At 69.8% G+C, this 23462-nt stretch carries 16 protein-coding genes; 5 read left to right on the forward strand and 11 right to left on the reverse strand.

Annotated elements, in window-relative coordinates:
• Both SOM10_RS05600 and SOM10_RS05605 read left to right on the forward strand, forming a co-directional pair.
• Nucleotides 1–471 (forward strand): SRPBCC family protein, encoded by a 471-nt coding sequence (locus tag SOM10_RS05600; RefSeq protein WP_320488850.1) that lies wholly within the window; start codon nt 1–3, stop codon nt 469–471.
• Entirely contained in the window at nt 468–911 is a 444-nt protein-coding gene (locus SOM10_RS05605; RefSeq protein WP_285363439.1) for a YdeI/OmpD-associated family protein, read from the forward strand. Before SOM10_RS05600 ends, SOM10_RS05605 begins: the two co-directional genes overlap by 4 nt.
• A 121-nt stretch (nt 912–1032) precedes the next feature.
• On the opposite strand, the gene SOM10_RS05610 is transcribed toward SOM10_RS05605, so the two are convergent.
• Genes SOM10_RS05610 through SOM10_RS05625 form a run of 4 tightly spaced genes read right to left on the reverse strand, consistent with a single transcriptional unit; the run spans nt 1033 to nt 5463 of the window.
• Complete coding sequence (locus SOM10_RS05610; protein WP_320488852.1) at nt 1033–1809, reverse strand: enoyl-CoA hydratase-related protein; 777 nt, start codon at nt 1807–1809, stop codon at nt 1033–1035.
• A gap of 44 nt (nt 1810–1853) precedes the next feature.
• The gene (mmsB, locus tag SOM10_RS05615) at nt 1854–2756 is read right to left on the reverse strand and encodes a 3-hydroxyisobutyrate dehydrogenase (protein ID WP_187250696.1); all 903 of its coding nucleotides are present in this window, start codon (nt 2754–2756) and stop codon (nt 1854–1856) included.
• Nucleotides 2753–3934: an acyl-CoA dehydrogenase family protein gene (locus tag SOM10_RS05620; protein ID WP_072591951.1), complete on the reverse strand. Its 1182-nt coding sequence runs from the start codon at nt 3932–3934 to the stop codon at nt 2753–2755. The genes mmsB and SOM10_RS05620 overlap by 4 nt, the downstream gene beginning before the upstream one ends.
• Nucleotides 3935–3960: 26 nt before the next feature.
• Entirely contained in the window at nt 3961–5463 is a 1503-nt protein-coding gene (locus SOM10_RS05625; protein ID WP_320488855.1) for a CoA-acylating methylmalonate-semialdehyde dehydrogenase, read from the reverse strand.
• Between the two features lie 169 nt (nt 5464–5632).
• On the opposite strand from SOM10_RS05625, the gene SOM10_RS05630 reads away from it, so the two are divergent.
• Nucleotides 5633–7672, forward strand: a complete 2040-nt coding sequence (locus tag SOM10_RS05630; RefSeq protein ID WP_320488857.1) for a beta-galactosidase — start codon at nt 5633–5635, stop codon at nt 7670–7672.
• Between the two features lie 69 nt (nt 7673–7741).
• On the opposite strand, the gene pulA is transcribed toward SOM10_RS05630, so the two are convergent.
• Together pulA and SOM10_RS05640 are read right to left on the reverse strand one after the other, a co-directional pair.
• A complete protein-coding gene (gene pulA, locus SOM10_RS05635; protein ID WP_320488858.1) occupies nt 7742–13774 on the reverse strand; it encodes a pullulanase-type alpha-1,6-glucosidase in 6033 nt (2010 codons plus the stop codon).
• 400 nt (nt 13775–14174) lie between these two features.
• Nucleotides 14175–15359 (reverse strand): thiolase family protein, encoded by a 1185-nt coding sequence (locus tag SOM10_RS05640; protein WP_320488859.1) that lies wholly within the window; start codon nt 15357–15359, stop codon nt 14175–14177.
• Between the two features lie 331 nt (nt 15360–15690).
• Here SOM10_RS05640 and SOM10_RS05645 point away from each other — a divergent pair, with 331 nt between their 5' ends.
• Nucleotides 15691–16278: an antibiotic biosynthesis monooxygenase gene (locus SOM10_RS05645; RefSeq protein WP_053097861.1), complete on the forward strand. Its 588-nt coding sequence runs from the start codon at nt 15691–15693 to the stop codon at nt 16276–16278.
• Between the two features lie 349 nt (nt 16279–16627).
• Here SOM10_RS05645 and SOM10_RS05650 read toward each other — a convergent pair whose 3' ends face one another.
• Nucleotides 16628–17527: a LysR family transcriptional regulator gene (locus tag SOM10_RS05650; RefSeq protein ID WP_320488861.1), complete on the reverse strand. Its 900-nt coding sequence runs from the start codon at nt 17525–17527 to the stop codon at nt 16628–16630.
• A gap of 93 nt (nt 17528–17620) precedes the next feature.
• Between SOM10_RS05650 and SOM10_RS05655 the strand changes: the two genes are divergently transcribed.
• Entirely contained in the window at nt 17621–18286 is a 666-nt protein-coding gene (locus tag SOM10_RS05655; RefSeq protein ID WP_320488863.1) for a type 1 glutamine amidotransferase domain-containing protein, read from the forward strand.
• A 301-nt stretch (nt 18287–18587) separates the two neighbouring features.
• Here the strand turns inward: SOM10_RS05655 and SOM10_RS05660 are convergent, their stop codons facing one another.
• From SOM10_RS05660 to SOM10_RS05675, 4 genes are read right to left on the reverse strand one after another with little or no spacing between them, the layout of a single operon-like run.
• Nucleotides 18588–19517, reverse strand: a complete 930-nt coding sequence (locus tag SOM10_RS05660; protein ID WP_320488865.1) for an aldose 1-epimerase family protein — start codon at nt 19515–19517, stop codon at nt 18588–18590.
• The gene (gene araA / locus SOM10_RS05665) at nt 19517–21040 is read right to left on the reverse strand and encodes an L-arabinose isomerase (RefSeq protein WP_072591956.1); all 1524 of its coding nucleotides are present in this window, start codon (nt 21038–21040) and stop codon (nt 19517–19519) included. Before araA ends, SOM10_RS05660 begins: the two co-directional genes overlap by 1 nt.
• Before the next feature lie 48 nt (nt 21041–21088).
• A complete protein-coding gene (locus SOM10_RS05670) occupies nt 21089–22690 on the reverse strand; it encodes a xylulokinase (protein WP_320488867.1) in 1602 nt (533 codons plus the stop codon).
• Entirely contained in the window at nt 22687–23406 is a 720-nt protein-coding gene (locus SOM10_RS05675) for an L-ribulose-5-phosphate 4-epimerase (RefSeq protein WP_187250687.1), read from the reverse strand. The genes SOM10_RS05670 and SOM10_RS05675 overlap by 4 nt, the downstream gene beginning before the upstream one ends.
• Nucleotides 23407–23462: the final 56 nt, after the last annotated feature.

The raw sequence follows: 23462 nt of genomic DNA on the forward strand, positions 1-23462 counted from the left end.
ATGGCCGAGTTCGTGCTCGAGACGGTCATCGCCGCACCGCGTGAGACGGTGTTCGCGGTCGCCCTCGACCCCGGGATGCACCTGCGGTCGATGGCGCGATACCGGGAGACCATGATCGAGGCTCCCGCCGGCGGCGTGTTCACGGAGGGGTCGACCGTCACATGGCGGGCACGGCACTTCGGCATCCCGTTCCGGCTGCGGACGATCGTGTACGACGTCGACCCGCCGCGCGGGTTCCGCGATCGGCAGCTCTCCGGGCCGTTCGGAGCGTTCGAGCACGAGCACGTGTTCGAGGAGCATCCGCAGGGAACGCTGGCCCGCGACACGATCGTCTTCCACTCGCCGTTCGGTCCGATCGGACGCCTCGTCGACCGTCTGATCCTTCGCGAGTACATGCGACGCCTGATCGAGGAGCGCAACGCCCACCTGGCATCCGAGGCCGAGGGACGCGGGCGTACACTGCCCGCATGAGCGAACTGCGCCTGCACACGATCCTCGAAGGCCGTGGCCCCGCGGCCGCGATCATCCTCACCGACGAGCAGGTCGCCTCGTTCGGAGCGGGGAAGGCGTTCCCCGTCGCGGTCACGATCGGAGGACGCACCGCCCGTCTGCGCCTGGCCCGGATGGGAGGTGCGAACATGATCGGCTTCAGCAAGGCTGTGCGCACCGACCTCGGCGTCGAGATCGACGAGGAGGTCGATGCGGTGATCCGGCTGGATGCGGCCGAGCGCACTGTCGAGGTGCCCGCCTCCCTCGCGGAGGCGCTCGACGCCGACACCGCGCTGCGCGCCGCCTTCGACGCGCTCCCCTATTCCGTGCGCAAGGAGCACGCCCGCTCGGTGGCGGAGGCCAAGCAGGATGCGACCCGCGAGCGGCGCGTGGCGAAGATCGTCGACGCGCTGCGCGGCTGAGGTCTCCCGCCGCCTGCGTGCAGGCTCTGCTCCATGACTCCGGAGATCCGAGGGGGCTCGGGCTTGCCGGCGGGTGCTCGGCACGGAACGGGCGCAGTCCTCCGGAGTTGTGGAGCGGCGCTCAGCGGTTCTGGAAGTCGGGCGCACGCTTCTCCCGGAAGGCGGACATGCCTTCCTTCTGGTCGGCGGTGTCGAACAGCTCGGCGAACGCCCGCTTCTCGTGGGCGAGGCCATCGGCGAGCGTCGTCTCCATCGCCGCGTCGAGCGCGGCCTTCGCGGCGAACACCGATGGCAGCGACTTCGACGCGATGGTCTCGGCGAGCCTCGTAGCCTCGGCGAGGAGGTCGGATGCCGGCACGACGCGCGACACGAGGCCGGAGCGCTCCGCCTCCTCGGCGCCCATGAACCGACCGGACAGCACGAGTTCGGCCGCCTTGTAGTAGCCCACGGCGCGGATGAGCCGCTGCGTGCCGCCCATGCCGGGAATGACGCCGAGGTTGATCTCGGGCTGCCCGAACTTCGCGGTGTCGGCGGCGAGGATGATGTCGCACATCATCGCGAGCTCGCATCCTCCCCCGAGTGCGAACCCTGAGACGGCGGAGATCACGGGCGTGCGCACCGCCGCGAACTCATGCCAGACGCCGAAATGATCGGTCTCGAGCATCTCGGAGGCCGACATGCCCTCCATCTCCTTGATGTCCGCGCCGGCGGCGAACGCCTTCTCAGACCCGGTCACGACGATGGCGCCGACCCCGTCGTCGAGGTCGAAGGCCACAGCGGCCGCGGTGACCTCGTCGGCGAGGCGGCTGTTCAACGCGTTGAGCGCCTCGGGGCGGTTCAGGGTGATCCACCCCACACGTCCGCGCTGCTCGACCAGGATCGTCTCGTATTCCGTCATCGTGAAGGCCTCTCCGTCGTGGTCATCTCAGTATCTCGCGTGGCTCACACGCTGCCGTCGCGGATGTCGGTGATGATGCCGGAGAAGTCGCGGGTCGCGCCGTCGCCCGCAGCGAAGGCGGCGTAGAGCTGCTGGGCGAGCCGCCCCATCCGCGCGTCGGTCGACGTCTGCTCGATCGCCTGCAGCGCGAGCCCGAGATCCTTCGCCATCAGAGCACCGGCGAAGCCCGGCTGGTAGTCGCGGTTCGCCGGGCTCGTCGGAACGGGGCCGGGCACGGGGCAGTTGGTCGTGATGGACCAGCACTGACCGGACGCCTGCGACACCACGTCGAACAGCGCCTGGTGCTCGAGCCCGAGCCGCTCGCCGAGCACGAAAGCCTCGGCCACCGCGATCTGCGAGACGGCGAGCACCATGTTGTTGCACACCTTCGCGGCCTGGCCGAGCCCCGACCCCCCGCAGTGCACGATGCGCGTGCCCATGATCTCGAGCACCGGCAGTGCGGCGGCGAAGTCCTCGTCCGAGCCGCCCACCATGAACGCGAGCGTGCCGTTCTCGGCACCGACGACGCCGCCGGACACCGGGGCGTCGACATTGCGATGCCCCGCGGCGAGCGCGAGCGCGTGGGCGGCACGGGCCTCGTCGACCGCGATCGTCGACGACTCGATGAACAGGGTGCCGGGGCCGGCTGCGGCGAGCAGCTCGGTGCGGTACGCGTCGATCACGTGCCTTCCCGCCGGGAACATCGTGATGACGACGTCGGCGTCGGCGACGGCATCCGCTCCGCTGGCCGCGACGGGGATGCCTGCGGCCTGCGCCGCCTCGATCGCCGCGGGCACCAGGTCGAACCCGTGCACCTCGTGCCCTGCGGCGACGAGGTTCTTCGCCATCGGCAGCCCCATGTGGCCGAGTCCGAGGAAGGCGATCCGGACGCTCGACGACTCGCTCATGATGCGCTCCGCATCGAGGCCGATCCCGCCGGTCGCAGCATCTCGCGCCCGACGATCAGGCGCATGATCTCGTTCGTGCCCTCGAGGATCTGGTGCACCCGCAGGTCGCGCACGACCTTCTCGATGCCGTAGTCCTGCAGGTAGCCGTAGCCGCCGTGCAGCTGCAGCGCGCGGTTGGCGACGTCGAATCCGGCATCCGTCGCGAAGCGCTTGGCCATCGCGCATCGCATCGTGGCATCCGGGGCGTGCTCGTCGACCGCCAGCGCGCCGTCGGTCACCATGAGGCGAGCGGCCTGCAGGTCGGTGCGCATGTCGGCGATCGCGAACAGGATCGACTGCTTCTCGGCCAGCGGCTCGCCGAACGCCACGCGCTCGTGCACGTACTGCACCGCCCGATCCAGGGCCCACTGGGCACCTCCGATGGAGCAGGCCGCGATGTTGAGGCGACCGCCGTTGAGCGCCGACATCGCGATCGCGAAGCCACGGCCCTCGTCGCCGAGCATTCCGGATGCGGGGATGCGCACGCCGTCGAGGATCACCTGACGGGTGGGCTGGGCGTGCCAGCCCATCTTCTTCTCGGGCGCCCCGAAGCTGAGTCCCTCGGCATCGCCGGGAACGAGGAAGGCGCTGATGCCCCGGGCTCCCGGCTCGCCGGTACGGGCCATCACCACGTAGACGGCGGCCTCGCCGGCACCCGAGATGAACTGCTTCACGCCGGTGAGGAGGTAGTCGTCCCCGTCGCGCACCGCGCTCGTGGCGACGTTCGCGGCATCGGATCCGACGCCCGGCTCGGTCAGGCAGTAGCCGCCGAACTCCTGCATGGCGGTGAGGTCGGGCAGCCAGCGGCCGCGCTGTGCATCGTCGCCGTAGGTGTCGATCATCCACACCACCATGTTGTGGATCGAGATGTAGGCGGCGACGGCGGGATCGCCCTTCGCGAGCTCTTCGAAGATCGCCACGGTGTCCGAGCGGCTGAGGCCCGTGCCGCCGAACTCCTCGCTCACGTAGATGCCGCCGAGGCCCAGCTCTCCGGCCTTGCCGAGCGACTCGCGGGGGAAGATGTGCTTCTCGTCGCGTTCGGCGGAGAAGGGTGCGAGCTCGGTCTCGGCGAACTCGCGGACGGCGTCGAGAATGGCCTCGCGCTCTTCGGCGGTGGTGGTGACGGTGGTCATTGTCATGTCGATTCCTTGTGGGCGTCGCGAGGTCAGTGCATGGTGGGGATCACGAAGCTGGCGCCGTCGCGGATGCCGGCCGACGGCCAGCGGCTCGTGACCGTCTTGGTCTTCGTGTAGAAGCGGAAGGCATCGGCGCCGTGCTGGTTGAGGTCGCCGAACCCGCTGCGCTTCCAGCCGCCGAACGTGTAATACGCGATCGGCACCGGGATCGGCACGTTGACGCCGACCATCCCGACCTCGACCCGTGCGGCGAAGTCGCGTGCCGCGTCTCCGTCGCGCGTGAAGATCGCGACGCCGTTGCCGTATTCGTGCTCGGATGCCATGCGCAGCGCCTCCTCGTAATCGGCGGCGCGGGCGATCACGAGCACCGGTCCGAAGATCTCCTCGCGGTAGATCGCCATGTCGGTGGTCACGTCGTCGAACAGCGTCGGTCCGAGGTAGAAGCCCTGCTCATGACCGGGCACCGTGAAGCCGCGACCGTCGGCCAGGAGGGTCGCGCCCTCGTCGACCCCCTGCTGGATGTACCCCTCGACCCGCTCGACGGCAGCCCGGGTGACGAGTGGCCCGTAGTCGACGTCGGAGGCGAGGGACGGGCCGATCCGCAGCTGCGCCACACGCTGGGCGAGCTTGGCGGCGAGAGCATCCGCCGTCTCCTGGCCGACCGGCACCGCGACCGAGATCGCCATGCAGCGCTCGCCCGCCGATCCGTATCCCGAGCCGATCAGCGCGTCGACGGCCTGGTCGAGGTCGGCGTCGGGCATGACGATCATGTGGTTCTTGGCGCCGCCGAAGCACTGCGCGCGCTTGCCGTGCGCGGCCGCCGTCGAATAGATGTACTCGGCGATCGGTGTCGAGCCCACGAAGCCGACGGCGCGGATGCGGTCATCGGTGAGCAGCGCGTCGACGGCCTCTTTGTCACCGTGCACGACGTTGAGGACCCCGGCGGGAAGCCCCGCCTCGAGGAACAGCTCGGCGATGCGCACCGGCACCGAGGGGTCGCGCTCGCTGGGCTTGAGCACCACGGCGTTGCCGGCGGCGAGGGCGGGGCCCGCCTTCCACAAGGGGATCATCGCCGGGAAGTTGAACGGTGTGATCGCCGCCACCACTCCGAGCGGCTGCCGCATCGAGTACACGTCGATGCCGGCGCCGGCACCCGTCGAGTACTCGCCTTTGAGCAGGTGCGGCGCGCCCGCGGAGAACTCGATGACCTCGAGACCCCGCTGGATGTCGCCCTTCGCATCGTCGACCGTCTTGCCGTGCTCGCTCGCAAGCAGCTCGGCGAGCTCGGTCATCTCGCGCTGCGCGAGATCGAGGAAGCGCAGCAGCACACGTGCGCGCTTCTGGGGGTTGGTCGCCGCCCACTCGACCTGCGCGGCCTCGGCGTTCGCGATCACATCGGCGACCTCCTGCGCGGAGGCCAGCGGCACGCGCGCCTGAACGGATCCCGTGCTCGGATCGAACACGTCGGCGAAGCGCCCTCCCTCGGGGGTGAGGTGCTTTCCGCCTACGAAGTGGGGAATGGTACGAGTCATTGTGCGATGTCCCTTCGCGCCGTCGTTGGCACTATGACGATGGTACTTCGGCATCCGCATATTTACTAGGGTGTCCTTGCAGTTTCGGGCGCCCGCCGGACGACTGTGCTGGAAAGCGCTTCCCCGCTAGGGTCGAGAGAGCAGGCCGAACACCCGACCCAGGAGACTCATGCACTACGGCGCCGACTACAACCCCGAGCAATGGCCGCGAGAGGTGTGGCCGGACGACGTCCGGCTGATGCGCGAGGCCGGCGTGACGCTCGTGAGCCTGGGGATCTTCTCGTGGTCGCGCATCCAGCCGGCCGAGGGCGAGTTCGACTGGGAGTGGCTCGACGAGATCATCGGGCTGCTGCACGAGGGCGGCATCCAGGTCGACCTCGCCACCGCCACCGCATCCCCGCCGCCGTGGGCCTCGACCGCCTACCCCGAGATGCTGCCGCAGGATGCCGACGGCTCGACGTTCTGGCCCGGCAGCCGCCAGGCCTTCGCGCCCTCCTCTCCCGTCTACCGACGCCTCGCGGCCGAACTCGTCACCGCTCTCGCGGAGCGCTACGCGCAGCATCCTGCCGTCGTGCTGTGGCACGTCAACAACGAGTACGGATGCCATCTGCACTACGACTACTCCGACGCCGCGCGCGACGCGTTCCGCGCATGGTTGCAGCGCAGGTACGCGACGATCGACGCCCTCAACCACGCCTGGGGCACGGACTTCTGGTCGCAGCGCTACACCGACTTCGATCAGATCGTGCCGCCGCGCAAGGCGCCGTACAGCATCAACCCGACCAGCGTGCTGGACTTCAAACGGTTCACCTCCGACACCCTGCTCGAGCTGTATGTGATGGAGCGCGACATCATCCGCGCCGCGGGAGCGACCCAGCCGATCACGACCAACTTCATGGGCGCGTTCCCGCCGGCCGACTACTGGAAGTGGGCGGCCGAGGTCGACGTGATCAGCGACGACAACTACCCCGATCCCAACGACCCCGAGTCGTTCCGCGGGGCCGCGTTCGCACGCGAGCTGATGCGCGGTCTCAAGCCCGGGGTGCCCTGGATCCTCACGGAGCAGTCCACCAATGCCCTGAACTGGCGTCCCACCAACGCCCCGAAAGCACCCGGTCAGATGGCGGCGATCAGCGCGCAGGCGGTGGGCCGAGGCGCCGACGGGATCATGTTCTTCCAGTGGCGGCAGTCGCGCCGCGGCAGCGAGAAGTTCCACTCGGCGATGGTGCCGCAGGCCGGGCTCGACACCCGCACCTGGCGGGAGGTCGTCGAGCTGGGCGGACAGCTCGCGCAGCTCCCCGAGATGCCGGACGTCTCGTCGGGGGCGAAGATCGCTCTCGTCTTCGACTGGGAGAACTGGTGGGCGATCGACGGGCGCGACCACCCGATCGTGCTCGACTACCTGACGCTCTCGCACCGCTGGCATGCGGCGCTGCATCGGCAGAACCTCGCGGTCGACATCGTGAACACGACGAGCGATCTCCGCGGCTATTCACTCGTGGTCGCGCCTCAGCAGTATCTGCTGAGCGATGAGGGCGCCGCGAATCTCACGGCGTATGTCGCGCAGGGCGGCAACCTGTTCGTCTCGGCGTTCAGCGATGTCGTCGACCAGGACGACGCGTTCCGCGAGGGCGGCTTCATCGTCTCGCTGCGGGACGCGCTCGGCGTCGCGCTCGAGGACTTCGGGGCGCTGGTGCCGCCCGAGTCGGTGCGATCGGCCGACTCGGCCGGAGAGGTCGCGAGCCACGCCGTGCCCGACGGGCCGGGCCAGTCGGAGGCGCCAGTGGACGGCCCCGCGGGGACGATCGTCGGCCAGTACTTCGCGGAAGAGCTCCTCGTGCAGGATGCCGAGGTGCTGGGTCGCTTCACCGAGGGTCGCACCGCCGGGCGCGCGGCGTTCACCCGCAAGGCCTTCGGGGACGGCAACGGCTACTACCTCGCGACGATCCCGGACGACGCCGGCATGGCAGCCGTGCTGCGCTGGCTCGCCGTCGAGGCGGGAGTGACCGCCGAGATCGAGGGCCTTCCCGAGCACGTCGAGATCGCACGCCGAGGCGGCATCCTCACCGCCATCAACCACAGTGCGGAGCCGTTGGCGGTCGATGTGCCCGGCCGCGATGTGATCACGGGGTCGACCGCGGCGCGCCGCGAGCTCGGCGCATACGGCTGGGCGTTCATCGACACGAGCGGGGTCGACGCGCGGGACTGATCACGCGAGGACGGCCGCGGTCGCGCGAGTCGAGGGGTGCGGCGCGCGGCCGCACCCCTCGCCTCGACCTCAGTAGACGATCACCGGGAGGCTGCGCGTGCTGCGGGAGTCCTGCCACGGCTCCGTGCCGTCGAAGCGGACCGTGAGCAGGTGCACCCCACGGCTCAGCTTCGGCACCGAGACGGTGACCCTGCCCTTGTCGGAGGGAGCCAGCTCGACCGTGGCGACGACCTTGCCGCGTTCGTGCACCGTCACCGTGCCCACCGGCGCGCTGCCGTCGTCGGCCGCCACGGTGACCTTCACGGTGGCGCTCTTGCCCGACTTCACCAGCAGGTCGGAGGAGGCGCGCACCCGCGTATCGATCGGCTGCACCGGGTCGTCGACCAGCACGGCGACCGACCGGGCGGGGATCGTCACGGTGCCGGTCGCGGCGTCCCAGGTCGTGGTCTTGACCACGGCATCCGCTCCGTTCGCCTGAGCCGGGGTCAGCGCGAACGAACGCCCGGCCAGCCCCGCGACGGTCTGCGTGACCGGCGCAGGAGAGGAGTTGAACGCGACGAGCGCCCCGTCGAGATCGGCGTCGGCGTCGGGACCCGTCAGGTCGTCGATCTGCATCAGGATCACGCCCGGAGCCGCCCCCGCCCCGCCGTTCGGGAACGTGACCTTCTGCTGGATCAGCTCGGCCGAGCCGAGCCGCAGCAGATCGACCTCGTCGCGGATGCGCAGCAGATCGAGAGCGGATGCCTCTGCGGCCGCCATGTCGGCCGCGGCCGGCTTGAGCGCAGGATCGGCGAGCAGCGGCGCCATGATCGGCCACTTCTCCTCGTTGTCCGCCGCGGTCGGCAGCCCCGAGCCGAACGTCGACTCCTGACCGGTCCAGTCGATGCGGTTGAACCAGTCACCGGAGTTGTAGCTGTTGCGATCGAGAGACTTCGACCGCAACAGCTCGGTGCCTGCATGCCAGAACGACGGCGACTGCGAGAGCGTCACAGTCGCGAGCTCCAGCGTGTTCATCCGCACGCGGTCGGCCATCGTCGTGTCGACCGGGAGCTTGAGCACCGAGAGGTCGTAGAGCGTCTCGTTGTCGTGCGCATCGACGTAGTTGATCGTCTCGTCCGGCTGATCGGCATAGCCCGCCGCGGAGCCGCGATAGTCGATCGCCTCTCCTGCCGTGACCGAGCCGTCGCTCGTGGTGAACTCGAAGTCGCGCAGATTGCCTGCCAGCCCGAGCTTGACGAGATCGGTCTCGTGGCCGAGGTCGGCGAGCGCCTGCTCGACCGTGCCGTTGATCGGATCGCCGTTCGGGTCGGTGCCGAGACCGGTGCCGAAGCCCTGACGGAACGTCGACGACGAGTCGACCGGGCTGCCGCCGTGCACGGCGTCGCGCAGGCGGTCGTTGAACGTGCCGATGCCGGTGCCTCCCAGCTGCCCCTGGGTGGCCTGCTCGAACAGCGCATCGTCCGCCACCTCGCCGAAGTTCCAGCCCTCGCCGTACAGATGGATCGCCGAACCGTCGACGCCGTCCTTCGCGAGGGTCAGGGCGTCGAGCGCGTCGCGGATCGCCTGCATGTTCGTCGTCGAGTGGTGGCCCATGAGGTCGAAGCGGAAGCCGTCGACCTTGTAGTCGCGCGCCCAGGTCACGATCGAGTCGACCATGAGCTTCTGCGCGGCGAGGTGCTCGGTCGCGACGTTCTGGCAGCACGTCGAGGTCTCGACGCCGCCGGCCGCGTTCAGCCGGTGGTAGTAGCCGGGCACGACCTGGTCGAGCACCGACTTCTCGGCCTGACCGGATGCCGCCGTGTGGTTGAACACCTCATCGAGCACGACCTGCAGGTCCATGTCATGGAGAGCGCCGACCATCGACCGGAACTCGCTGACCCTGGCGCCGCCGTCGGCGTCGACTGCGTACGAGCCCTCGGGCGTCGAGTAGTGGTATGGATCGTAGCCCCAGTTGAAGCCGTCGGCATCCGCGACCGCCTGGATGCACGCCTGCTGTGCCGAGTCGGCCGGGCCGAACGAGGAGAGGTCGCAGTCGGGCACCGCCTGCGCTGCGCGGTCCTCCTCGATCGAGGCGATGTCGAAGGAGGGCAGCAGGTGCACGGTGTTGATCCCGGCATCCGCGAGCTGCTTCAGCTGATCGGTGCCCGCGCTGTCGCGGGTGAACGCCAGGTACGTGCCGCGCTCGTCGGCCGGAACCGTCTCGTCGCTGATCGAGAAGTCGCGGATGTGCAGCTCGTAGATCGCCCGGTCGACCGCGCGCTCGACGACCGGCGCTTCGGCCTTCTGCCACTGCTTCGGCTGCCAGGCCTTGTCGTCGAGGTCGATGGCGACCGAACGCCGCGAGTTCAGAGTGAGCGCCGTCGAGTAGGGATCGGTGACCCGGTTCGTCTCGATCGCACCGGTCGTCGGCGCATAGACCACGACCTCCCACAGGAACTCGTCGCCCTTGAGATCCTTGGCGCCCGCGACCGACCAGACGCCGGACGCCGCATCCCACGCGGCCTCGTGCCGAGCGGGGTCGCCCTCGGCGCCCTCGTCCCAGGTGAGAAGGGTCGCGCTCTGCGCCGTCGGCGCCCACAGCCGGAACGTCGGCTTCTTGCCCGAGAACGTCACGCCCAGGTCGACGTCGTCGAGGGCTGCGGCATAGAGATCGTCGAGAACCCCGGCGATCTGCACGCCGGTGAATGCGGAGGGCGCCCCCGTCTCGTCACGTTGGACGACCGCGAGCTGCGTGCGCAGCAGTGCCGCCGCATCGGCATCCGTCACCCGCAGGGCGAGGTATCCGTCGAGCGCGGGGAACCGGGCGAGCTGCTCGTCCGTCAGGCCGCCCTCGATCACCTCGAGCGCGATCGACTCGCCACCCGCGATGTCGCCGTCTGCCACCGCGAGCGAGGCGTCCGCCGAGGAGTACAGCTGATAGGCGGCCTTGTCGACAGACCCGAGAGTCGCCGGCCAGGCGATCGTCTCGGCGTCGACCCACTGCGCGCGCTGCTCTCCGATTCCGGGGAGCTGCGGGTCCGCGCTCACGACCTCGAGGACGTGCGTCGCCAGCGTGTAGCGGAACGACGTCACGCTGCCCTCGGCCGCGCTGAACGAGATGTTCGCGCCGCCCGGCACTCCGTCGGCGCCGTAGTTCTCAGCCCAACTCAGGCCGTGCGCCACCTTGAGCTCGTAGGCTCCGGTGGGCAGGTCGGCGGTGGAGAACTCGTAGACGCCATCGCGGTCGCCGTCGGCCATGAGGGTGCCGAGGCAGTCGGGAGACCAGTCCGCCGCGCAGCCGAGCTCGTCCTGCAGAGAGCCCGGCAGCGTCACGATGGGTCCGTCGGCCGAGGACTGCACGATGTTCGTGCGCGGGTCGAAGTAGAAGGTGATCGGCCCGCCCGCGTGGGTGAGCGTGACGTTCGAGCCGTCCGGCACACCGTTCGCACCGTAGTTGACGGCCCAGCTGCCGTTGATCGCGGCCTTGTACTCGTAGTCGCCGGCCGGCAGATCAAAAGCCCCCTCCCATACGCCGTCGGCGCGCAGGGTCAGCTTCGCCTTCTCGCAGGCAGGGTCCCAGTCGCCCGCACAGCCCATCTCGGAGTTGAGGCTGCCGGGCACGGTCACCATGTCGATCGGAGACTCGGGCTCCTCGCCGGCCGTTAGCGTCACGGCGTTGCCGACCGACGCGTACGTCGAGGCTGCGGCGTGGTTGCCCGCGGCATCCGTCGTCACGGCCCGGTATTCGACGAGCGTGCCGTTCGCGAGATCGCGGATGTCGTGGAAGACGCGGGGGTCGGTGTCCTCCGCGGTGCCGAGCGCCTGCCACTCCTCGGAGCCGACGACGCGCCAGGCGAAGCTCGTCTGCGCCCACTGATCGGCGATGTCGGCCTGCACGGCGGACTGTCCGGTGACACCGGCCCCGGCGGCGGGCACGACGACCTCGACGGATGCCGCCTCGGACGGCGCCGTGACGGTCGAGTCGGCCTTCCAGACCACCGCCGACAGAGCGGGCACCGTGATCGAGGCGGCCGCACCGGCATCCGTGGCGAGGGACGCGGCGTCACCGTAGAGCACCTCGTACGAGGCGTCGGCGGTCAGCGTGGTGAGGCCGACCGTCTGCGCGGTGGCGGCGTTGTTCACGGCCACCAGGTATTCGACCTTGTCGTCGGCATCCACGCGGGAGAACGCGTACACACCAGCACCGGATGCCGCGTACCGCTCGATCTGCGCGCCTTCGCTGAGCGCCGGGTTCGACTCCCGGAGCTCTGACAGCGCGGCGATGTGCTCGTAGAGCGCGGCATCCGTCGCATAGCGGTCGACCGAGCCGGCCTGCTCACCGGTGATGAGGTTCTGATTCGCGTAGTCGGCGACCTGGGTGGCGAAGAGCGACTGCCGGGCGTCCTTGTCGCCGCCGGGGCCGGTGAAGCCCTGCTCGTCGCCGTAGTAGACGACCGGCTGACCCCGGGTGAGGAACATGAGCTCGTGCGCCAGCTCGTCGCGCTCGAGCGGAGCATCCGTCGTCTGGAGGAAGGATCCGACCCTGCCCATGTCGTGGTTGCCGAGGAACGTGGGCAGTGCCGTCGCCGACGAGTCGGGTGTCGTGTAGCGATCGTCGCCCGCGAACAGGGACTGCAGGCCCTTGGCCGAATTGCCCGACGCGTAGCTGACGGCGGAGGACTGGAACGTGAAGTCGAGGATCGAGTTCATGTCGGTGTCTCGCACGTACGGTGCGAGCTTCACGGGGTCGGCGTCGTAGACCTCGCCGAACATGAAGAAGTCGTCGTTGCCCTTCTCGTGCGCGTAGTCGAGGACGTCGGCCGTCCATTTCTCCCAGAACTCGAAGTTCACATGCTTGACGGTGTCGATGCGGAAGCCGTCGATGCCGAGGTCGATCCACTTGTCGTAGACCTCGACGAAGCCGTTGACCACCGTCGGGTGCTCGGTCATCAGGTCGTCGAGTCCGCTGAAGTCGCCGTATGTGACCGACTCCCCCGACCAGGTCGAGTCTCCGCGGTTGTGATAGAGCGACGGGTCGTTCAGCCAGGCCGGCACCTTGACGTCGGCCTCGCTGTCGTCGATCACCGGCGTGTAGGGGAAGCTCGTCGCCGGGTCGAGTTCGGGGAACCCGTCGGTGCCCGCGTGGTCGGCCGGGTCGAACGCCGTGCCCGCGGCATCCGTGTAGGGACTCGTCGCCTGGTCGATGTAGGAGTACTGCCCCTCGGCGTAGTCGATGACGTCGGCGGTGTGGTTCGTGATGATGTCGAAGTACACCTTGATGTCGCGGGCGTGCGCGTCGGCGATCAGGGCCTGCAGCTCCTCATTGGTGCCGAGGTGCGGGTCGATGCGGGTGAAGTCGGTGATCCAGTAGCCGTGATAGCCAGCAGAGGCGTTGGCGCCCTCACCCTGCACCGGCTTGTTGGCGAAGCTCGGCGTCAGCCAGATCGCCGATGTGCCGAGCCCCTCGATGTAGTCGAGGTTCTCGCGGATTCCGGCGATGTCGCCGCCCTGATAGAAGCCCTTGTCCGTGGGGTCGAAACCGGTGGTGAGCCGGTCGCCCTCGAGACCGCCGGTGTCGTTGGCCGTGTCGCCGTTCGCGAAGCGGTCGGTCATCACGAAGTAGAACTGCTCGCCGGCACCCGCCTGTCGGGCCGGGCTCGCGATGAGCGCCTCATCGTCGGAGGTGTAGCCGCCGCGCAGGTCGGCGGCCTCGAGCCCGACGCGCTTCAGCGTGTCGTCGAACGTGAAGCGGAGGGTCGTCGGGCCGGCCACCGTCAGAGGGATGTCGTCGGCCCCGCCGTCGAGCCCGTACGCCTCGTCCCAGCTGTCGTTCACCGCGACCTTGTACTGCCACGTGCCCGCAGGGACCTCGAACTCGGCCGAGTAGATGCCCTCGGCGCCCGTGGGCTGGAGCTCGGTCCCGGTGCAGTCGGGCGCCCAGTCCGCCGCGCAGCCGAGCTCGGACTGCAGCGAGCCCACGAGAGCCACGGTGCGATCGGCCGCCGCGGCGGATGAGCCGCCGAGAGTGCCGGCCGCGCCGAAGCCCGAGACGACGAGCGCGGTGGCGGCGAGTAGAGCGAGCGGACGTGAAGCGGTCGTCTTCGACCGAGCCGACTTGAACAAATGATGCTCCCTGATGGCGGCGGACACGACGACGTGTCCGGAGGCTTGCGAGTGAAGCTAGCAGGGCGGGGTGTACAACTGCAAGCGCTTGCAGTAGCGTTCTGGCGAAAAGTCAGGGGTGGGAATGCTGCTGATGGCCGTAAGTCGCAAACGCTTCCAGGATCGCGAATCCCGGGTGAGGAGGATTTCTCGCCGCGTTCACCGCTCGGACACCTTCGCCGACTACAACTGCAGATGCGCGGACACAGACTCAGACCGGATCGGGTAGTCACGTCATCCGCGCATACGGTGAGCGTCTGCTCCCGAAGAGACCCCCGCCGAATCGGGTCGGCGGGGGTCTTCTCTGTCCTGTCCGGCGAACATCGACCCGGCAGGGGCACAGCGGGTGCCGGGTGCCGGCCTACAGCCGTTCGATGATCGTGGCGTTCGCCATGCCACCGCCCTCGCACATGGTCTGCAGCCCGAAGCGGCCGCCGACCGCGCCGAGGTGGTCGATCAGGGTGCCGAGCAGGCGGGTGCCCGACGAGCCCAGTGCGTGCCCGAGGGCGATCGCACCTCCGCGCGGGTTGAGCTTGGCGGCATCCGCCCCGAGTTCCGCGGCCCAGGCCAGTGGCACCGACGCGAAGGCCTCATTGACCTCGTAGGCGTCGAGGTCATCGATCGTCAGTCCGGTGCGTTCGAGAATGCGCCGCGTCGCGGGGATCGGGCCGGTCAGCATCATGAGCGGATCGTCGCCGACCACCGTGAACGCGTGGAACCTCGCCCGCGGCGTGAGTCCCAGCTGTTCGGCACGCTCGGCGCTCATCACGAGCGCAGCGGATGCTCCGTCGGTCAGCGGCGAGGAGTTGCCGGGAGTAATCCGCCAGTCGACGTCCGGGAATCGGGCGGCAAGAGCGTCGGTGCGGAACGCGGGGCTGAGTCCCCCGAGCCCCTCGGCCGTCGTCCCGGCGCGCACGGTCTCGTCGCCCGCGGCATCCGGAGCCTCGGCGACCGGAATGACGGTGCGGTCGAAGAATCCCTCGTGCCACGCGGCGGCCGCGCGGCGGTGCGACTCGGCGGCGTACTCATCCAGCGCTGCGCGATCGATGCCCCAGCGCTGGGCGATCAGCTCGGCCGAGACGCCCTGGTTCACGAGTCCCTCGGGGTAGCGCTCACGCAGGCGAGGCGACATCGGCGACCCGCCGGACGCAGACGATCCGAGCGGCACCCGACTCATCGACTCGACGCCGCCGACGATGACCGCGTCATACGCGCCGGCCATGATCCCCTGCGCGGCGAAATGCACGGCCTGCTGGCTGGACCCGCACTGGCGGTCGATCGTCGTCGCGGGGATCGACTCGTCGAAACCCGCGGCGAGCACAGCCTGCCGCGCGATGTTCGACGACTGGTCCCCCACCTGACTCACGCAACCGAGCAGCACGTCGTCGATCTGCCTCGACTCGAGCCCGCTGCGCTCGAGTATCGCGGCGAGAGCACCCGCCGCGAGGTCGACAGGATGCACACCCGAGAGCGCGCCGCCCGGCTTGCCGCGTCCGACGGGAGTGCGGACGACATCGATCAGGACGGCTTCGCTGCGCGTGCTCATGCCTCCTATTCTCGCCCTGTCGCGGAGTGCGGGGACGGATGCCGCGTCGCTGCCCTGCACCAGCCTCGGCCATGCGCGCCCGCGACGGCCGGATTCCCGGCATCCGGCCGTCGCAGGCGCATTCGGCCTTCCGAAGCACCCGGCACCCGGCATCGGCATCCGGCATCGGCGTCGGGCATGCACCCCGAGATGCCGTCTTCGCGCGCGGCGAAAAACGACCGGCGACACCCGGCATCCGAAATACAATCGAACACGCGCCCGCACCCCGGCGCATCCCCCACCGTCGAGGCGCCCGTGACCCGGGCGATCCGCTCTCTCCGAGGACCCCACCATGTCCAGCGAACCCATCACCGTCTCCATCCGCCGCGAGGTCGACCCCGAGCACGTGGCCGCCGCCACCGCCTGGGTGCAGACCGGCGTGAATCTGGCGCACCGATACCCGGGGTTCCTCGGATCCGGCTGGGTGCGCGACGGCGAGGACTCGCATGTCTGGCACATGTTGTACCGCTTCTCCGACGAGAAGTCGCTTGTGGCGTGGGAGCAGTCGGGCGAGCGCGAGTGGTGGAAGTCGACCGGCGAGCAGTTCGTGCGCAGCGAGCGCGTGCGCCGCCGCACGGGCATCGAGGGCTGGTTCGACGAGCCGACCACCGACACCATCACCCTCCCCCGCGCTGACGGCTCGACGACCACCGTCGCGATGGTCAGCACCCCGCCGCGGTGGAAGCAGGCCGTGTCGATCTGGCTCGGGTTCTTCCCGCTGAACCTCGCCTTCACCTATGCGCTGAGCCCCGTGCCCGGCTGGAACGAGCTGCCGATCTGGCTGCGCGTGCTCGCGACGACCGTCGTGCTCACGCCGATCATGACCTACTGGGTGCTGCCCTGGGTCACGCGCACGCTGCGCCACTGGCTCAACCGCTGAGGTTCGGTCGCCACTGCCGCATCGGGTCTGCCGCACCTGCCGTGTGCGATCCGTCCGTGAGGTCGTGCGTCCGTGAGTCGCGTGCGTCCGCGAGACGCGTGCGTCCGTGAGGTGCGGCATCCGTCCGTCGTGTGCGTTCGCCGCGCGAGCGGCTGCACATCTGTGAGGCCAGGCAGTGCATCTGTGCGGGGGCCACTACCGCATCCGAATCGGGCGTTTCCGATGCGAAACTGACTCCGCACCGGATGGTGGATGCGAAACTGACCCCGCACCGGATGGTGGATGCGAAACTGACCCTGCACCGGACTCCAGATGCGCACCTGACCCCGCACCGCCGCCGCGACGAGCGTCAGAGGTCGGCGACGGCGGCGCGCAGCGCCTTCTCCACGGCCGCGACCCCGTCGGACAGCGGACCCGGTCGCCGCACGAGATACAGCGTGTTGATCGGCGGGTCCTGGGTGGGTCGCAGGTCGACGAGTCTGCCATCGGCGAGTTCGTCGGCGATCAGGTAGGTCGGCAGGGCGGTGACGCCCGCCCCCGCAACCGCAGCGGCGGCGAGCGCGCGCAGGTCGGGGAAGACGAGAGCCGGTTCCCGGTCGAGACGGATGCCGAACACGTGGCGCCAGTACCGGCGGACGATCGGGACGTCTCGGTCGTATGCGAGCAGAGGTACGTGCGCGATCGCGTCCGGTGAGAGGGCCGGAGACGGGTCGATGCTCAGCGACGGCGAGGCCACGAGCACGAATTCCTCGTCGAACAGCGGCATGCTCGGAAGCGCCCGTCCGCGAGGTCGCACGGCGGAGATCACCAGGTCGAGGCTGCCGACCCTCAGCTGATCGAGCAGGTCGTCGGCCAGGCCCGTGGTCACCGCAAGCCACAGTCCGCCGGCCACAGCACTCGCGAGAGCCGGGGCGGCGACGGCGGCCAGGAACTCCCCCGCCCCGCCGAGGCGGATGACCGGCGGTTCGAGGGCCGGGTGGGTGCCGAGAGCATCCGCCAACGCGTCGAGCGGGCCCGAGAGCCGCGCGGCGAGCTCGTCGGCTCGGGGCGTCGGACGGATGCCGCGGGCATGACGGACGAACAGCGGCTCGCCGACGCTCGCCTCCAGCGCCTGCAACTGCGTCGTGACCGACGACTGCGCGAGTCCGAGCCTGCGCGCTGCCGCCGACACCGACCCCGATCGGTGCGCGATGAGGAAAGTGCGCCACAGCCCCAGATCGGGCAATCCATCGGCATTCCGATTGCTCATATCGGCAATCTATCGGAATCGTTCGTCACGGCGGGCCGTTGTCCTGGATATCGCATCCGCACGGCATCCGTCGTCCGAACCCTGGGAGCATCCATGTCATCCGTCCTCTTCGTCGTCTCCGGCGCCCGCACCTGGACCCTGTCCGACGGCACCGAGCACCCCACCGGCTACTGGGCCGAAGAGCTGCTCGCCCCCTATCGCCTGCTCACTGCCGCGGGGCACGACGTGGTGTTCGCGACACCCGGCGGTGTCGAGCCGGTCGCCGATGCGTCGAGCCTCGGCGACGGGGATGCCGCGGCGCTCGCGGAGATCCCGGGGCTCAGCACTCCCCTGGTGCTCGCCGATGTCGACAGCGCCGACTACGCGGCCGTCTACTACCCCGGCGGGCACGGACCGATGCAGGACCTCGCTGTGGATGCCGATTCGGCGGCGCTCATCTCGGCGACCGTCGCGGCGGGACGTCCGCTGGCCGCAGTGTGCCACGGACTCGCGGCCCTGCTGCCCGCACGCGATGCTGCGGGCGAGCCGCTCGTCGCCGGACGGCGCATCACCGGATTCTCCGACGAGGAGGAGCGCATCGGAGGGCTCGCGGACCGCGCGCCATTCCTGCTCGAGACCTCTCTGCGCGAGCTCGGCGCCGACATCGACGTGACCGACCCGTGGAGCGATCACACGATCGTCGACGGACTGCTCATCACCGGCCAGAACCCGCAGTCGTCGGCATCCGCAGCCCGGGCGCTGGTCGCGGCACTCGCCTGATCGGAGAGGCGCGGTCCGCAGGCGCGACATCCGGCACCCTCACCCGCACCCGCACCCGCACCCACACCCGCACCATGCGTGCGGGGCCAGTTGCGCACCGGAAACGCCCCATTCGGATGCCGAACTGGCCCCGCACCGGGTCCCGGATGCAGAACTGGCCCCGCACCGGGTCCCGGATGCCGAACTGGCCCCGCACCGGGTCCCGGATGCCGAACTGGCCCCGCACCGAGTCCCGGATGCCGAACTGGCCCCGCATCGGCGCCACGACCGGCCGCGAGCGACTCGGGCCGGCCGCCACGCGTCAGACGGCGGCGATCCGCCAGGATGCTGCGTGCGTCGCGCCGGGTTCGAGCACGACCAGGTCGGTCCCCGAGTTGAACGCGTCCGGCGGACAGGTCATCGGCTCGACCGCGAGGCCGATGCGATGGATGGCGTCGATGCCGGGGTTGTCGGCCGTGTGCACCTGCACCCACGGGCAGCGCTCGTCGAAGGTCATGACGACGCCGCTTCCGGCATCCGTCACCACGCGCACCTCGGCGACTCCGCCCTCGCGGGCGAGGCCGGAGAACGCGTGGTCGATGAAGACGTCGGCGATCGGGCGCGCAACGCGGAAGTCCCACTGCGGATGCGCGGACACTCCCTCGAGCGCCACCGGGCTCAGCCGGTCGTCGGTGACGGTCAGCACCTCGGATGCCGGCAGGGTCAGCGTCCAGTCATCGACCCGGCCATCGGGTCCGGCGACGAGATACGGGTGCGGCCCTGTGCCCCAGGGCGCGGCATCCGTCCCGAGGTTGCGCGCGGTGACGGTCTGCTGAAGGCCGTCGCCGTCGATGCGGTACTCGGTCTCCACCTCGACGCGGAACGGATAGCCGGTCTGCGGCTCGATCACGGCCGCGAGCACGACGCGGTCGTCGAGCACCAGTCGGTCTTCGAACTCGGCCCAGGCGAGCAGCCCGTGCAGCGCCTGTCCGCGGGCGGGCTCGGTGAGGGCCAGCTGATGCTCGGCGCCGCTGAACGTGTAGCGACCGTCGACGATGCGATTGGGCCACGGTGCGAGGGTGGTGCCGCGGTATCCGGGCCGCACCTCGTCGGCGTCGAAGGGCACGACCAGGTCGCGTCCTTCGAATGCGAGCAGGCGCAGCGAGGCGCCGACGCTCGCGATCACGGCTTCGTATCCGTGCCCGGTGATGCGCAGCTGACGCCCCGAGCGCGGCCGGCCCGCTCCCGTCATCACAGCCCCTGCGCGAGTCGGTAGTAGGCCTGGTTCCAGCGGACCTGCTTCTGGAACTCGGGCAGGGTGGTCGCATCGTCGATCACGAGCAGCTCGACCTCGGCCATCTCGGCGAAATCGCGGAAGGCCTCGAGCCCGACGGCGGTCGACATCACCGTGTGGTGCGCAGCACCCGCGGTCAGCCAGGCGGCGGCCGAGGTGGTGAAGTCGGGCTGCGGCTTCCACACGGCGCGGCCGACCGGCAGCTTCGGCAGCGACTGGCGCGGGGGCACGTTCTCGACGACGTTCGCGGTGAGGCGGAAGCGGTCGCGCATGTCGCTGAGGGCGACGACGATCGCGGGGCCGGGGTCGGCGGTGAAGACCAGGCGCACCGGGTCTTCCTTGCCGCCGATGCCGAGCGGGTGGATCTCGAGGGTCGGCTTCGCCGTCGTGAGCGAGGGCGAGACCTCGAGCATGTGCGCCCCGAGGATCAGCTCGTCGCCGGGCGTCATGTCGTAGGTGTAGTCCTCCATGAGGCTCGCCCCGCCGGGCAGGCCCGCGCCCATGACGTTGGCGACGCGCACGAGGATCGCGGTCTTCCAGTCGCCCTCGGCGCCGAAGCCGTAGCCCTCGGCCATCAGACGCTGCACCGCGAGGCCCGGCAGCTGCTTCAGGGCGCCGAGGTCTTCGAACGAGGTCGTGAAGGCGCCGAAGCCGCCCTCTTCGAGGAACGTCCGCAGACCGATCTCGATCGCGGCACCGTCGCGCAGCGACTGGTGGCGGTCGCCACCGCGACGAAGCTCCGGCACGACCTCGTACAGCTCTTCGTACTCGGCCACGAGGGCGTCGATCTCGGAGTCGGATGCCGCGGCGACGGCATCCGCCAGGTCGTTCACGCCCCACGTGTTGACCTGCACGCCGAAGCGCAGCTCGGCCTCGGTCTTGTCGCCCTCGGTGACCGCGACGAAGCGCATGTTGTCGCCGAAGCGGGCGAGCTTGAGCGAACGGGATGCCGCGAGGCCGGCGGCCGCACGCTGCCACGTCGCGATCTCCTGGCGCACCCGCGGGTCGCTCGCATGACCGACGACGGTCTTGCGCGGCACGCCGAGACGCGTCTGGATGTAGCCGAACTCGCGGTCGCCGTGCGCCGCCTGGTTCAGGTTCATGAAGTCGAAGTCGATGTCGGCCCACGGCAGCTCGACGTTCGCCTGCGTGTGCAGGTGCGCGAGCGGCTTCTGCAGCGCGTCGAGACCGGCGATCCACATCTTCGCGGGGCTGAAGGTGTGCATCCATGCGATCAGGCCGATGACCCGGTCGTCGGCGTTCGCCTCGAGGGCCGTGCGCTTGATGGCTGCGGCATCCGTCAGCACCGGCTTCCAGACGATGGTCACGGGCACCTCGCCGGCCTCGTCGAGGATGCGGGCGATCTCCTGCGACTGCTCGGCGACCTGCGCGAGCGTCTCGGGGCCGTAGAGGTGCTGACTGCCGGTGAGGAACCAGACCTCGTAGCCGTCGAGCGAAGTGGTGAGCGGGGTGCGGGGCATGAGAGTCCTTGGGTGTTCCGGTGTCGGCGTGAAGAGTGCGCGTGGGGGTCAGAGAGCGGTGGTCGCGGCGGCTTCGATCGCGAGGCCCGCGCGGTAGCGGTCGAGGTAGGCGGTGAAGCCGGCGACGTCGACAGGGTCGGGGTCGGCGACCGCGAGGGATGCCGAGGCGAAGACGTCGCGCTCGAGGTACTCCCCCAGCGACGCCGTCTCGGAGTGCGCGAGATACGACGCGAGCACCGCGATGCCCCACGCGCCGCCCTCGGAGGCGAGCTCGCCCACCGCGACGGGAGCGCCGAGCGCTCCGGCCAGGAAACGCTGCGCGACCCCCGCGGTGCGGAACATGCCCCCGTGCGCGAACATGCGGTCGAGTTCGACTCCTTCGGCGGCGAGCACCTGCATCCCCAGCGCGAGCGTGCCGAACACGCCGTACAGCTGCGAGCGCATGAAGTTCGCCAGCGTGAAGGCGCTGTCGGGGGTGCGCACGAACAGCGGGCGCCCCTCGGTGAGGCCGGCGATCGGCTCGCCCGCGAGGTGGTTGTAGGCCAGCAGGCCGCCGGCATCCGCCTCTCCCTCGAGAGCCTCGCGGAAGAGTGCGTCGAAGACGGCGTCATCGCTCAGCGGCTGCCCCGCGGCGGCGGCGAAACGGGTGAAGAGCCCTGCCCAGGCGGCCAGTTCGCTCGCGCCGTTGTTGCAGTGCACCATCGCGACGGCGTCGCCCGCGGGTGTCGTCACGAGGTCGAGCTCGTGGTGTACCTCGGCGAGCGGGCGCTCGAGCACGACCATCGCGAAGATGCTGGTTCCGGCCGAGACGTTGCCGGTGCGCGGCGACACCGAGTTCGTCGCGACCATGCCGGTGCCCGCGTCGCCCTCGGGCGGGCAGAGCGGGATGCCGGGGGGCAGCGCGCCCGACGGATCGAGCAGGGCCGCGCCCTCGGCGGTGAGCGTCCCGGCGGCGGCGCCGGCGGGAAGGACGGTCGGGAGCAGGTCCTTGGCTGCGGCGGGAAGACGGTCGGCGGCGAGGGCGTCGTAGGCCTGCAGCATCCGCTCGTCGTAGTCTCCGGTGGCCGAGTCGATCGGGAACATGCCGGAGGCGTCGCCGACGCCGAGAACGCGCTCGCCCGTCAGCCTCGTGTGCACATAGCCCGCGAGGGTGGTGACGAAGTCGAGCTGCGGCACGTGCGCCTCGCCGTCGAGCACCGCCTGGTGCAGGTGGGCGATCGACCACCGCAGCGGGATGTTCACGCCGAGCAGGTCGGTCAGCTCGGCCGCCGCGGCGCCCGTGTTGGTGTTGCGCCAGGTGCGGAACGGCGTGAGCAACTCGCCCTGCGCATCGAACGCGAGGTATCCGTGCATCATGGCCGAGATCCCGATCGCGCCGAACGTCTCGGGGCGCACGCCGTGGCGCTCGTCCGCGTCGGCGACGAGACCGGCGTATGCCGCCTGCAGGCCTGTCCACACCTCGTCGATCGCGTAGGTCCAGAGGCCGTCCTGGAGGCGGTTCTCCCACGAGAACGACCCGGTCGCGAGCACCTCGGTGGCGTCGGATCCGATCAGACAGGCCTTGATGCGCGTGGAGCCGAGCTCGATGCCGAGGCTCGTGCGGCCGGCGAGGATGTCGTCGCGGGCGGTCGTGATGTTCGTGTCGCTCATCGTCGGGCGTCCGAGTTCTGTCCGTAGACGTTCTGGTAGCGGTTGAAGAGGCTGTCGATGGCCTCCTGCGGAATCGGGATCAGCGGTCCGGCCTCGCGGGCGTAGTGCACGGTGCGGGCCACGTCTTCGACCATGACGGCGGCCTTCACGGCATCCTTCGCGTCGACTCCGATGGTGAAGGGACCGTGGTTCTGCATGAGCACCGCGCGGCTGCGGTGACCCGAGAGCGTCTGCACGATGCCGCGGCCGATCGAGTCGTCGCCGATGATCGCGAAGGGACCGACAGGGATAGGACCGCCGAACTCATCGGCCATGGCCGTGATGACGCAGGGGATCTCTTCGCCACGGGCTGCCCACGCGACGGCGAACGTCGAGTGCGTGTGCACGACTCCGCCGACGTCGGGCATGTGGCGGTAGACGTAGGCGTGGGCGGCAGTGTCGCTCGAGGGAGAGCGGTCGCTGCCCGGAGTGCCGGGGATCACGGCGCCGTCGAGGTCGCACAGGATCATGTTCTCGGGCGTGAGGTCGTCGTAGCTGACGCCCGACGGCTTGATCACGAACAGGTCGGCTCCGGGCACGCGGCTCGAGACGTTGCCGCCGGTCCAGACGATGAGGTCGTAACGGACCAGTTCACCGTGCAGACGGGCGACATCCTCGCGGACGGCCTGGATGGACGCGTCGATCTCAGGGGAGAAGACGGGGGCTTCGTTGCTCACGGATACCTCAGGGTCGGCGGTGGTCACTGTGACCGGTCACAGAAGTGTGTCACGGA

The sequence above is a fragment of the Microbacterium sp. CFBP9023 genome, assembly GCF_034045055.1.
Classification (GTDB): domain Bacteria; phylum Actinomycetota; class Actinomycetes; order Actinomycetales; family Microbacteriaceae; genus Microbacterium.